Here is a 12240-nt window from a genome sequence, read left to right as displayed (position 1 = left end):
CATGCTCTCGCCGGCGGCCGCGCCGCGGGCGCGGCGCGCCGGTCGGTCCTGCGGGCGATCAGAAGGTCGGCAGCTTGCCGCCGGGCATGGGCACGCCGACCCACTTCTTGTGCAGCGCGTTCAGCCGCCCCGTGACCTCTTCGTAGTAGATGAAATTGTTCAGCCACTGGTGCAGCTCGGTGGCGTCCTTGCGCGTCGCCATCGACCAGTAGAGCGTGAAGATCGGCAGGTCGGACTTCACCTCCAGATTGGTCAGGCCCCGCTTGGCGATGACGTCGTTGGCGACGGTGGCGACCGCGGCGGTCGCATCGACCTGGCCGGAGATCAGCGCCTGCATGGCGAGGGCGTCGTCGTCGAAGCGCACGACCTCCAGGCCCTCGATGCCGTAGCCGCTGACCGCGGCGTCCTGGGTGCTACCCTTGGGCACGGAGACGCGCTTGCCCTTGAGGTCGTCGAGGGTCTTCAGCGGCATGCTCGTGGCGGCGACGAAGCGCATGTCGTAGGCGCCGTAGGGGTTGGTCATCAGGAAGGTCTTGGCGCGCTCGGGCGTCGCGGTCATGTGGGCGATGAGGAAATCGACCCGGCCGGATTCCAGCGCCGCGGCGCGCGAGGCATTGTTGACGGGCACCACGTCGAGCTCGACGCCGAGCGCCTTGGCCGCGTCGCGGGCGAGGTCGACCAGGAAGCCGTCGGTGTTGCCGGAGGCGTCCACCGTGTCATAGGGCGGGATGCCGGTGAGCACGCCGATGGTCACCCGCCCCTTCTTCACGAGGTCGGCGGTGGTCTGCGCCTTCGCCGCACCCGCCGGCGCCGCCAGCATGAACGCCACGCCCAGCACGGCCGCGGCCCGGCGCAAATACCCTCCAATCATGGCTCTCCTCCTGTTTGTCGCGCCGGCCTTCGTGGCCGTCGCTCTGTGGGAGCGGCGATCCCGCCGCATCCGGCTCGCAGGGTGGGACGGCGGCTTCGTCCGGCGCGCCGTCCCGCCTGCTCTTGACATATGACTTATGTCATGAGTTATTGTCAACCATGTCCAGCGACCCGGCAAGGCGCGCTTCGTCGCAGGGCCGGACTTCGGGAATGGACCGATCGACAGCGCCCGCGGGCGAGGGAACAGGGTTCGGGAGGAGCATGACAGACAGCATGCCGGCTAGGCCGCAGCGCAGCCGCGACAAGCTGCACTCCTCCGTCGCGAGCGCCTTCGAGGCCAGGATCCTCTCCGGCGACCTGCCGATCGGCGAGCGCCTGCCGTCCGAGGGCGAGATCGCCCGCGACTTCGGCGTCTCCACCCGCTCGGTGCGCGAGGCGATGCAGATCCTGGAGACCAAGGGCCTGGTCCGCCGCCGCCACGGCGAGCGCACCACCGTGGTGCGCGACGATGTCGGCGAGTACCTCGGCACGCTGGCGGTCACCGTGCGCCAGCTTCTCGCCGGCGATCCCGACTATCTCCTGCAGCTCATGGTGGTCCGCCGCATGATCGAGACCGAGGTGCTCGGCATCCTCACCGCGCGCGACCAGCCGGTCGACGCCGCGGTCACGGCGGCCCTGGAGGGCATGCGGCAGGCCCGCGACGCCGGCGACTTCGCCGGCTTCATCGAGGCCGACGCGGCCTTCCACCTGGCGCTGGTGCACTCGGCCGGCAACAAGATCCTGTCGGTCTACTACGACAACCTCTCCGGCCTGATCGGCGACGTCATCCGCGTCAGCAGCCGCGTGCCGAGCAAGTCGCTCGACGCCGCCTATGCCGAGCATGCCGACATCTACGAGCGCATCCGCACCCGGGACGAGGCCGGAGCCAAGGCGCTGATGCGCGCCCAGATCGACAACAGCGCCGCCTATCTGCGCGTCGCCATCGAGAACGCCAACCGTAAAGACGAGGACGATGCCTGACTTCGACTATTCCGACACGGACTGGGACGCGATCGCGCGGCTGCGCCAATGGTATTCCGGCGACGTGCACGACAGCATGGAGCATCTCGGCCTGTGGGGCCATCTGGAGGGCATCCGCCTCCTCGGCGCGCTGGCGCCCGGCGCCGTGGTCTGCGGCCCGGCCGTGACCGTGCTGTTCGAGCCCTCCGACCGCAAGGGCGAGCCGCAGGACGTCTATCACCACGCCATCGACAACACGCCGGAGGGCGGCATCCTGGTGTGCGACGCCTCCTGCGCCGGCGGCTCCTGCTCGGGCGAGCTGATGAGCACGGGCGCCAAGGTGCGCGGCGCGGCCGCCACCGTCGTCCACGGCACGGTGCGCGACCTCGCCCAGGTGCGGACGCTCGGCTATCCCCTGTTCGGCACCGCCGCCAGCCCGGTCGGCGTGACCGGCAAGAAGGAGCCGCGCCGCGCCCAGGTGCCCGTCACCATCGGCCGCGTCACCGTGCGCCCCGGCGACGTGATCTTCGGCGACATCGACGGCGTGGTGGCCATTCCGAAGGAACGGGTGCGCGACGTCGCCGACGCCGCCGATGCCCTCGGCCGCAACGAGGCGGCGGCGCGGGCGCGCATCCTCGCCGGCGAGACGCTGCAGGCGGTCTGGCCGGTGGCCTGAAGCGGGGACGGGCGGGCCGCCTCATCGCCCGCTCCTCTCCTGCTTGAGGAAGTCGACGAAGGCCCGCAGGCTCGCCAGCATGCCGCGCTGGCGGGGGTAGCAGAGATACCAGCCCGGGAACGGCGCGCACCAGTCCTCCAGGAGGGGCATAAGCTTGCCCGCCGCGATCAGCGGGCGCACCAGGTCCTCGGCCCAGAAGGCGAGGCCGACGCCCTGCACCGCGGCGGCGATCGCCAGGGAGCGCTGCGAGACGACGAGCGGCCCGTCGACCGCGACGGAGAACCAGCGGCCCTCGCCGAAGAACTCCCATTTGTAGAGCCCGGCGCTGCCGGGCCGGCGCCAGTTGATGCAGCGATGACGAAGGAGGTCGGCCGGCGTGACCGGCCGACCCTGACGCCTGACATAGTCGGGCGAGGCCACGACGATCTGGCGCTGCTCGCCACCGAGCTTCACCGCGACCATGTCGGCCTCCAGGAACTCGCCGAGCCGCACGCCGACATCATAGCCGGCGGCGACGATGTCGGTCGCGGCATCGTCGACCGTCACGTCGAGCACGACGCCTGGACAGGCGGCATGGAAACGGCCGAAAGCCGGCTCCAGGAAGGCCGCGGCCGCCACGCTCGGCATGTGCACCCGCAGGAGCCCCGAAGGCGCGTCGCCGAGGGCCGCGGCTTCGCGCACGGCCGCCTCCATCTCCGCCATGGCCGGCCGGAAGCGCGCATCGAGGCGCCGGCCAGCCTCGGTCAGGGCGACGCTGCGGGTGGTGCGGTTGAACAGGCGGACGCCCAGCCGTGCCTCCAGGGCGCGGATGATCTGGCTCAGCGTCGAAGCCGAGATGCCGAGCTCCTCCGCCGCGCGCACGAAGCTGCCATGTGCCGCCACGCTGGCGAAAGCCCGCAATTCCGCAAAATCGCCGCCACGCATTATGTCTCATGACCCACAGAGTGTCTTTCTATCCTAGCGCATTCTCCAAGCAACGTCCGGGAGCCAGTTTGGACACGCGGCCGCGAAGGGACGGAGCGGACGCAGCGATGGCACCGCCCCGCAAGGAGAAGGACATGAAGCAAGGCAGGCTCGCCGGAAAGATCGCGCTCGTGACGGGCGCATCCTCCGGCATCGGCGAGGCGGCGGCGCTGGCCCTGGCAGCCGAGGGAGCCCGTGTCGCTCTCGCGGCGCGGCGCCTGCCGCGTCTCGCGGACTTGGCCGACCGCATCCGCCGCAGCGGCGGCACCGCCGAGGCGATCGCCGCCGACGTGGCCGACGAGGCGCAGGCGACCGCCATGGTGCGGCACGTGCTCGACACGCATGGCCGGCTCGACATGCTGCTCGCCGTGGCCGGCATCGGTGTGGCGGCCCCTTACGCCGACACGACGACGGCCGAATGCCGCGCCATGGTCGACGTCAACATCCTCGGCTTCCTCTACCCTCTCGCCGCCGCGCTGCCGGCGATGAAGCGGCAGGGCTCGGGCCATGTCGTCGTGGTCTCCTCCGGAACAGGGCGCTACATCCATCCGTCGACCGTCTATTCCGGCACCAAGCACGCGGTCAGCGCGATGGCGGAATCGCTGCGGCGCGAGGTCGGCGCCGCCGGCATCCGCGTCACCTGCGTCGAGCCCGGCGCGGTCAGGACGCAGTTCACGGCGCAGATGCGCCCCGCGGTGCGCGACGCCGTGGCGCGTCGGCTCGGCGCCATGGAGCAACTCGAAGGCGAGGACGTCGCCGCCGCCATCCTCTACGCCGTGACGCAACCGCCGCGCGTCAACGTCAACATCCTGACGATCTATCCGACGCAGCAGGCTTGAGCGCCGTTGCCTCCGCGGCGCCGGCGCGCGATGATCGTGCCATGAGCGACGGCAAGACACGTTTCACCGGCGGCTGCCTCTGCGGCGCCTTGCGTTATGAGGCGCGGGGCGAGCCGCAGGGCATGGCCCTTTGCTATTGCGCCGACTGCCGCAAGGCCTCGGGCTCGGGCTTCGTCCCGGTCATCGGCTTTCCCGCCGCCGCCATCACCTTCAGCGGCGAGTCCCGGTCCTTCGCCTCCACGGCCTGGAACGGCGGCGAGGCCGTGCGCAACTTCTGCCCGGTCTGCGGCGGCCTGGTGTTCGGCGGCGAGCGCGGCAAGGAGTCCTCGTACAACATCTATGCCGGCTCCCTCGACGATCCCGCGCCCTTCCGCCCCAGCGTGGCGATCTTCGCCTGCAGCCGTCCGGACTGGGCGCTCATCCCGCCCGGCGTGACCGCCTTCGACCGCATGCCCGGCGAGGCCCCGCCGGGCTGACCGCCGTCGTGGCCTCGGCGCGCCATGTCGACATGGTGGACGCCGTGCGGCATCGGGATGCGGCCGAGCCGCTCGAGGGCCGGCCGCTCGCCGCCGGCCTTATCTGCGACCAGCTGAGGATATACCTTCATCGAGAAGTATATCCATGGGAGGTTGCAATGCAGGTTGCAAAATGGAGCAACAGCCTGGCGGTCGGGCTTCCCGCCGCGGTGGTCGAGGCGCTCGAGCTTCGCGAGGGAGACGAGATCGAGATCCGCGTCGCCGAGGCTCGGCGGTTCGAGATTGCCCGCAAGCCCGGCCGCAACGAGCTGCTGGCGCGGCTGCGTGCCTTCCGAGGCCGCCTCCCGGCCGACTTCAAGTTCGACCGGGACGAGGCGAATGGCCGCTAGCTTCTTCGACACCAACGTCCTCGTCTATCTCGCCTCGAGCGATGCCGCCAAGGCCGAGCGGGCCGAGAGCGTCATTGCCGGCGGCGGCGCGATCAGCGTGCAGGTCCTCAACGAGCTCGCCAACGTCGCCCGTCGCAAGATGCGGATGTCGTGGACGGACATCCACACGCTCCTGTCGACGCTGCGCAGCCTGCTCACCGTCCATACCGTCACCGTCGAGATGCACGAGACCGGACTGGCCCTCGCCGAGCGTCAGGGCCTCTCCACCTGCGATGCCATGATCGTCGCCGCGGCGCTCCATGCCCGCTGCGACACGCTGTGGTCGCAAGACATGCAGGACGGCATGGTCCGCGCCGAAGGCCTGCGCATCATCGATCCCTTCCGGCAGCCCCCCCTGACGGAGCCGGCCCCAGGCTTCTATGCCGCCGCGTTCACGCCGCGCAGCAGCCAAGCCCGGTCGAACAGCTCCAGCAGCGCCCCGTAGCTGGCCAGGGATACCTGGTCGAAGCGATTGCCGCCGCCGGCCAGGAACTCGCCTAGGTGCCGGTCGATCGCTGCAGGATCGGCCGTCGGCAGGCCCAGCGCCGCCAGGTCGGCCGCGACAGAGCCGCGGAGCGGGAGATAGGCATCGATCTCGCGCAGGGGGCGTACGCCGGCCGCCGGCAGGCGCACCATGACGATGCGCGAGACAGAGGGCAGCGCATTGGGCCCGATGATGGTTCCTCCGCAGATCAGGCCGCCGAGGACGCTGAAGGGCGGCGTCGGCGGAAAGAGGCAGAAGAAGAGCTGGGCGTCGCCTCGCCTCTCGCGCAGGTCCAGGCGCAGGACGTGCTTGCTGGGCGCGACGGCGCCATCGAGCTGCAGCCGCCCCGTCGGCAGGCTCTCCGCATAGCTGGCGACCAGACGGTGCGGTTTGGGGATTGCGGCGATCGACAGCCCGCCTCGAATGAGCCGCCCTTGGAAATAGGGCGACCAGGCGTGCGAATAGCAGGCGAAGGTACCGGTCGGCGCGAGCTCGGTCTGCCTCGCGCCGCCGGCGGTGACCGAGGCCTCCGCCTGGTCGCGCAGCCAAGTGCGGTCGCGCCCGTGCCGCAGGGCGACCTCGTCCAGGAAGGTCTCGACATCGGACGCGGCGAGCCACTCGCCGGTGCGATCGAGCTCGAGCACCTTCGCCCAATCCTCATAGAGCTGCGGGTCGCGGGGGCGAGCGCGTCCCTGCAGCCATTTATACGCCCGATCGACGTCGAATGCGGTGGACGGGTTGGCGCGCCGGAACGCTGCGGCGAGCGCCTTGCACGTGGCCGTGCCCAGCACCGCCGCCGTCAGACGGAGTTTCCTGTCGATGTCACGCGCCATTCGGCAGCCGGGCCCGAGCGTTGTGCTGCTCAAACTCCAATCTCATTTTCCAGGAAAAGACAAGGAACCCGCGCCCTTTCCTATCGTGGACTCTTTCCAAATATCGGGATCGGGCGCACCACTGTCGCGGGCTGAGCCGAAGGGCTCCAGCCGGTCTTCGCGAGGTGAACATGGCTCTGCAACTGAACGAAATCGCGCCCGACTTCGAGGCGCAGACCACCGAGGGGAAGATCCGCTTCCACGAATGGCTCGGCGACAGCTGGGGCGTGCTGTTCTCGCATCCTAAGGACTTCACGCCGGTCTGCACCACCGAGCTCGGCTACATGGCCCGGATCAAGCCGGAATTCGACAGGCGCGGCGTCAAGATCATCGGGCTCTCGGTCGACCCGATCGACCGCCATGCCGGCTGGGTCCGGGATATCGAGGAGACGCAGGGCCATGCCCCGAACTTTCCGATGATCGCGGACGTCGACTACACCGTCTCCAAGCTCTACGGCATGCTGCCGGCGCCGGTCTCGGGCGACCCGACCCAGCGCACCGCTGCCGACAACCAGACCGTGCGCAACGTCTTCGTCGTCGGGCCGGACAAGAAGGTCAAGCTGATCCTGGTCTATCCCATGACCACCGGGCGCAACTTCGACGAGGTGCTGCGCGTCATCGACTCGCTCCAGCTCACCGCCAAGCACAAGGTGGCCACGCCGGTGAACTGGAAGAACGGCGAGGACGTGATCATCGCCGGCTCCGTCTCGGACGACGACGCCCGGAAGCAGTATCCCGAGGGCTGGAAGGCGCCCAAGCCCTACATCCGCATCGTGCCGCAGCCGCATTGACAGGCTCCGGCGGGGCGCAGACTGCCGCGGAGGCATGAGATGATCTTCCGTCAGCTCTTCGATTCCGTCTCCGGCACCTATTCCTATCTCCTCGCCAGCCGCAGGGGTGGCGAGGCCCTGATCATCGACCCCGTGCTGGAGAAGGTGGACCGCTATCTCCAGCTCGTGCGCGAGCTCGACCTCAGGCTGGTCAAGGCGGTGGACACGCACCTGCACGCCGACCACATCACCGGCCTCGGCGCGCTGCGCGACCAGACCCACTGCATCACCGTGATGGGCGAGCAGACCAAGGCCGACGTGGTGTCGATGCGCCTTGCCGACGGCGACAAGCTGACCGTCGAGGGCCTCGCCCTCGACGTGATCTACACGCCCGGCCACACCGACGATTCCTACAGCTTCGTGCTCCCCGACCGGGTCTTCACCGGCGACACGCTGCTGATCCGCGGCACCGGCCGCACCGACTTCCAGAACGGTGACCCGCGCCAGCAATACGAGTCGATCTTCGGCCGCCTCCTGAAGCTGCCCGACCAAACGCTGGTTTATCCGGCCCACGACTATAAGGGCGAGACGGTCTCGACCATCGGCGAGGAGCGGGCGTTCAACCCGCGCCTGCAGGTAAAGTCGGTCGAGGACTATATCGAGATCATGACCAGCCTGAAGCTCGCCAATCCGAAGATGATGGACGTCGCCGTGCCGGCCAACATGAAAGTCGGCCTGCACCAGGACGAGATCGCGGCGCGCGGCTGGGCCGTCACCGCCCGCGAGGCGCTGGCGCTGGTGGGCAGCCCCGACGTGGCGCTGGTCGACCTGCGCGAGCGTGCCGAGCAGGACAGGCGCGGCGTCATTCCCGGCGCGCTGCACGTGCCCTACCCCACCCTGCCCGAGACCATCGCGCCGGGCGGCATCCTGCACGAGCTCGCCCGCGCGACCGGCAAGCGCCTCGTCTTCTACTGCGCCTTCGGCGAGCGCTCGGCGATGGCAGTTGAGGCCGCGCAGGACGCAGGTCTCGCCTCGGCCCGCCACATCGAGGGCGGCATCGACGCCTGGAGCAGGGCGGGCGGGGCGCTCACGCGTTAGCCTCGGCCGGATCGGGGCAAGGCAGGCGTCGGGTTGGCGGAGCCGCGGCAGCGTCCGGCGGCTCTCGAACCGATCACAGCAGGCGGGCCGGGCCTTCGCCACCGAGCTTCTCCAGACGTTCGATGAGCTTTGGCTTCGTCTCGTGCCTCGATCGAATCGAGGCGAGACGACGGTCGAAATCGCCCCGGCTTCCTTCCTGTGCAGCGAGCACCTGCAAATCGGCGAGCAGGCCGGTCGCACGGTCGTAGCCGGCGGCGTTGCGGCGCTCGATCTCGGTTTCGATCTCGCGCCACACACCCTCGCCGCGCCGCTTGAGAGCGACCAACCGGACCTGCTGCGCCTTCTCCGCCTCGGCCGCGAGCCGCCGTCGTTCCGCTTCCTGGCGCTCCGCTTCGGCCCGCTCTCGCTCCTCCCGGATTTCCTGCGCCCGCAAGCGCAGCGCTCCGACCGTGCGAGCGGGCCTCGACGGCCGCGGCCTGCTCTTGCGCATCCGGTTCCGCAACTCGGCGGTGACATGGACGTCGCCCTCGACCAGACGCAGCAGCAGGTCCGTCTTGTCGGCTTCGGGCAAGGCGGCGAGCCAGTCGCGCGCCACATCACGGGACGAGGCCTCATGCCGTGCGTCGGGCTCGGCGGCGGCCGCGCGGACGAGGTCGAGATCGATGTCGAAGAACTCCGCCAAGGCTTCGAGCGGCTCCGTCAACGGCCCCATGCCGGCCGGCTCGACGACGTCATCCGCGACCATTTCGTCCTGCACCATCGTCAGCCAGAGGACGTAGAACAGGCTGAGATCGCCGGAAAGCATATCAGCCCGCAGCGGTGCCAGCCGGGTGAGCCAGCCGGAGTCGTCCTCGTCCCCCTCCTCCCCCATATAGCCTCTGTCGTCACTCTCCAGCTGGATATCGACGAGGAGGTGATCGCCGTGCGTCCACACCTTCACCCAGTCGATCTCGTCGAAGAAAGGATCGAGATCGCGCGTGTCGAGGAACCGCCTCGGCAGCCGCAGCATCAGGCGCCGCGTGCCCCAATTGGCGAGGTAGAGATGCAGGTCGAACCAGCGCTGCATCAGCTCGCGCGGATCACCCTGGAAGTCGCCCCAGTTGTACTGGTTGACGAAGCGTGTCGGCGAGATCCGCGCGCGCGACGAGAGCGATCGCAGCGACTCCTGCGCAGCGGAATCGAGCGGCCGGTCGACGGTCTGGAACTCGTAGTATTGGTATTCGCTCACAGCAATCACCATTCAGATGAGCCCTCTGCGGAGGAGCCCTGCCCCGGCCTCGGCCGTCAAGGTCGTGGGCGCGCCATGCACAGCCGTTTGATGGCCGCAGGAGCCTGGCAGCAGCGCTCGGTGCGGTACCCTCGCAGGCTCGATGCCGGCCTTATCGGAGCCTGATCAAATCACATCAAGGCAGCCCTGGGATCGTGCCAGCCCTCCCGCTAGCCTGACGCCCATCGCAAACAGGCCTTCGGGGCGGGGACGATGGACGATACGCTCTACGGGAAACGCGACAAGCGCGGGGATTGGAAGCCGTTCAAGCCGATCCAATATCCGCCGGTCTTCGTCTGGCCGGCGCAGCCGGTGGCCTTCGTCAAATGGCTCTTCGGCTATCCCGGCTACATCCTGCCCTGGAACCTCCTCTACGCCGCCGTCGGTGCCGCCCTCTGGCTATGGCTGACGCCGCCGATGGACGAGATGAGGAGCTTCGCGCCGGGCTGGATCGCCTATCTCCTGGCGCGCAACGCGGCGATCGTCTTCCTGTTCTTCGGCGCCTTCCACCTCAGGCTCTACATCCAGAAGAGGCAGGGCACGGCGTTCAAATTCAACGGCAAATGGCCGTCGACCGGAAATTCCGCCTTCCTGTTCGGCAACCAGACCGTCGACAACATGATCTGGACCTTCGCCAGCGCCGTCCCGCTCTGGACGGCCTATGAGGCCGTGACGCTCTGGGCCTTCGCCAACGGCTTCATTCCCTTCGTCGACTTCGCTATGCACCCGGTCTACGGCGTGGCGCTGATGCTGCTGGTGCCGGCCTGGCGCGACGTGCATTTCTACGCCGTGCACCGGCTGATCCACTGGCCGCCGCTCTACCACGCCGTGCACAAGCTGCATCACAACAACGTCAATCCCGGGCCCTGGTCGGGGCTCGCCATGCACCCGGTGGAGCACCTGCTCTACTTTTCCTGCGTGCTGATCCACTGGGTGGTGCCCTCCCACCCGGTGCACGCGCTGTTCAGCCTCGCCCACGCGGCCCTGGCGCCGGCGCCCGGCCATGCCGGCTTCGACAAGCTGGTGGTCGGCGAGGAGACGGCGATCGACACCCATTCCTACGACCACTACCTCCACCACAAATTTTTCGAGTGCAACTATGCCGACGGCGTGGTGCCGCTCGACAAATGGTTCGGCACCTTCCACGACGGTTCGACCGAGGCGGAGGTGGCGATGAACCGGCGCTTCATGGAACGTGCGCGCCGCCAGGCCGAGAAACGGGCTCGGCGCGAATCCAAGGCCAATTGAGACGACATTCCGGCAGGAGCCGGGAGCCGCGAGGCGACCTTCGCAGCCTTCCCGGCGCTGGCCGGCTGGGATCGCGGGGCCCCCGGCGCCCCCACGGCGGCCTCAGCGCTCGCCGGTGATGAGCCGGCGAATATAGGTGTTGAGCACCACGGCCACCAGCAGGATGATGCCGAGGAACACCCGGAACAGCGAGCTTTCGACGCCGGCGAAGAACAGGCCCTGCTGCACCACCCCGAAGATCAGCGCGCCGAGCGCCGCGCCGACCACGGTGCCGTAGCCGCCGGTCAGGAGCGTGCCGCCGATGACCACCGAGATGATCGCCTCGAACTCCTTGAGCAGGCCGCGGTCGGCGGCGGCCGAGCCGAACTCGAGCACCTGGCAGGCGGCGAACACCGTGGCGCAGAAGGCCGAGAGCATGAACATCAGGATCTTGACCCGGCCGACCGGCACGCCGACGTTGCGGGCCGCATTGGCATCGCCCCCGGCGGCGAAGATCCAGTTGCCGAAGCCGGTGCGGGTCAGGAGCAGCTGCGCGCCGACGACCAGCACCACGGCCCACACCATCAGCATGGGAATGCCGTCCACCACCGGCCGGCCCGCCTTCGCGCCGGCCTTGAAGGTGTCGACGAGGCCGATATCCGCCAGCCGGACGAACAGGCCGCCGAGAACCTTGCCGCCGAACAGGGGCGCCAGCCAGTCGTCCGCGGCCGCCGTCCTGACGCCGCCGATGATGGTCGACCCGTTGGTCCTGATCGGAATGTAGATGGTGAGGCCCCGCAGCACGAACAGCGAGGCCAGCGTCACGATGAAGGACGGCAGGCCGGTGCGGATCACCAGGAAGCCGTTGAGGGCACCGACGGCGAGGGCCGCGGCGAAGGCGGCCAGGATCGACAGCCAGACCGGACAGCCGAACGTGGTCGACAGGAGCGCGATGACGATGCCGGCAAAGCCGATCATCGAGCCGACGGAGAGATCGAATTCCCCGGCGATCATCAGGAGGCAGGCCCCGACGGCGATGATGGCGAACTGCGCCGCCACCGTGCCCCAGTTCATCACCCCTTCCAGCGAGAACATGCCGGAGCCCGGCGCCACCGCGAGGAAGAAGAGGAAGACGGCGGCGGTGCCGCAGATCGCGCCGAGCTCCGGCCGGATCATCGCGCGGCGCATCCGCGACAGCCGGCGCAGGCGCTCGTCGCCGAGCGCCACGGCGCCCTTGGCTTCCACGGTCATCGCGTCCTCCCCTGCTGCGC

The 12240-nt window shown here is 69.1% G+C and carries 14 protein-coding genes; 9 read left to right on the top strand and 5 right to left on the bottom strand.

Annotated elements, in window-relative coordinates:
• Positions 1 to 58: 58 nt before the first annotated feature.
• A complete protein-coding gene (locus QO011_RS07930) occupies positions 59 to 871 on the bottom strand; it encodes a transporter substrate-binding domain-containing protein (protein ID WP_307270001.1) in 813 nt (270 codons plus the stop codon).
• Positions 872 to 1131: 260 nt separating this feature from the next.
• Here QO011_RS07930 and QO011_RS07925 point away from each other — a divergent pair, with 260 nt between their 5' ends.
• Together QO011_RS07925 and QO011_RS07920 are read left to right on the top strand one after the other, a co-directional pair.
• The gene (locus QO011_RS07925; RefSeq protein WP_307269997.1) at positions 1132 to 1890 is read left to right on the top strand and encodes a FadR/GntR family transcriptional regulator; all 759 of its coding nucleotides are present in this window, start codon (positions 1132 to 1134) and stop codon (positions 1888 to 1890) included.
• A complete protein-coding gene (locus QO011_RS07920) occupies positions 1883 to 2545 on the top strand; it encodes an RraA family protein (protein ID WP_307269995.1) in 663 nt (220 codons plus the stop codon). Before QO011_RS07925 ends, QO011_RS07920 begins: the two co-directional genes overlap by 8 nt.
• A gap of 21 nt (positions 2546 to 2566) precedes the next feature.
• Here QO011_RS07920 and QO011_RS07915 read toward each other — a convergent pair whose 3' ends face one another.
• Positions 2567 to 3469: a LysR family transcriptional regulator gene (locus QO011_RS07915; protein WP_307269993.1), complete on the bottom strand. Its 903-nt coding sequence runs from the start codon at positions 3467 to 3469 to the stop codon at positions 2567 to 2569.
• A 134-nt stretch (positions 3470 to 3603) separates the two neighbouring features.
• Here QO011_RS07915 and QO011_RS07910 point away from each other — a divergent pair, with 134 nt between their 5' ends.
• From QO011_RS07910 to QO011_RS07895, 4 genes are all read left to right on the top strand, one after another.
• Positions 3604 to 4347 carry an SDR family oxidoreductase gene (locus tag QO011_RS07910; RefSeq protein ID WP_307269989.1) on the top strand — a complete coding sequence of 248 codons (744 nt, stop codon included), beginning with the start codon at positions 3604 to 3606 and terminating at the stop codon, positions 4345 to 4347.
• A 41-nt stretch (positions 4348 to 4388) separates the two neighbouring features.
• Positions 4389 to 4823 carry a GFA family protein gene (locus QO011_RS07905; protein WP_307269985.1) on the top strand — a complete coding sequence of 145 codons (435 nt, stop codon included), beginning with the start codon at positions 4389 to 4391 and terminating at the stop codon, positions 4821 to 4823.
• Between the two features lie 158 nt (positions 4824 to 4981).
• Positions 4982 to 5212: an AbrB/MazE/SpoVT family DNA-binding domain-containing protein gene (locus tag QO011_RS07900; protein WP_307269983.1), complete on the top strand. Its 231-nt coding sequence runs from the start codon at positions 4982 to 4984 to the stop codon at positions 5210 to 5212.
• Positions 5202 to 5696, top strand: coding sequence for a PIN domain-containing protein (locus QO011_RS07895; RefSeq protein ID WP_307269979.1), 495 nt, complete (start codon positions 5202 to 5204; stop codon positions 5694 to 5696). Before QO011_RS07900 ends, QO011_RS07895 begins: the two co-directional genes overlap by 11 nt.
• Here QO011_RS07895 and QO011_RS07890 read toward each other — a convergent pair.
• Entirely contained in the window at positions 5630 to 6568 is a 939-nt protein-coding gene (locus QO011_RS07890) for a hypothetical protein (RefSeq protein ID WP_307269977.1), read from the bottom strand. The genes QO011_RS07895 and QO011_RS07890 overlap by 67 nt on opposite strands.
• 170 nt (positions 6569 to 6738) lie before the next feature.
• Here QO011_RS07890 and QO011_RS07885 point away from each other — a divergent pair, with 170 nt between their 5' ends.
• Positions 6739 to 7398 (top strand): peroxiredoxin, encoded by a 660-nt coding sequence (locus QO011_RS07885; RefSeq protein WP_307269974.1) that lies wholly within the window; start codon positions 6739 to 6741, stop codon positions 7396 to 7398.
• A 39-nt stretch (positions 7399 to 7437) separates the two neighbouring features.
• Positions 7438 to 8475 carry an MBL fold metallo-hydrolase gene (locus tag QO011_RS07880; protein ID WP_307269972.1) on the top strand — a complete coding sequence of 346 codons (1038 nt, stop codon included), beginning with the start codon at positions 7438 to 7440 and terminating at the stop codon, positions 8473 to 8475.
• Between the two features lie 73 nt (positions 8476 to 8548).
• Here the strand turns inward: QO011_RS07880 and QO011_RS07875 are convergent, their stop codons facing one another.
• Positions 8549 to 9703 (bottom strand): hypothetical protein, encoded by a 1155-nt coding sequence (locus QO011_RS07875; protein WP_307270932.1) that lies wholly within the window; start codon positions 9701 to 9703, stop codon positions 8549 to 8551.
• A gap of 252 nt (positions 9704 to 9955) precedes the next feature.
• Here QO011_RS07875 and QO011_RS07870 point away from each other — a divergent pair, with 252 nt between their 5' ends.
• Positions 9956 to 10990, top strand: coding sequence for a sterol desaturase family protein (locus QO011_RS07870; RefSeq protein WP_307269971.1), 1035 nt, complete (start codon positions 9956 to 9958; stop codon positions 10988 to 10990).
• Between the two features lie 102 nt (positions 10991 to 11092).
• Here QO011_RS07870 and QO011_RS07865 read toward each other — a convergent pair whose 3' ends face one another.
• On the bottom strand, positions 11093 to 12220 hold the full coding sequence (locus QO011_RS07865) for an ABC transporter permease (RefSeq protein ID WP_307269969.1): 1128 nt from the start codon (positions 12218 to 12220) through the stop codon (positions 11093 to 11095).
• Positions 12221 to 12240: the final 20 nt, after the last annotated feature.

The organism is Labrys wisconsinensis (assembly GCF_030814995.1).
GTDB lineage: Bacteria > Pseudomonadota > Alphaproteobacteria > Rhizobiales > Labraceae > Labrys > Labrys wisconsinensis.
The sequence above is the reverse complement of the archived record's forward strand: the minus strand, read 5'-3'. Positions and strand labels throughout refer to the sequence as shown.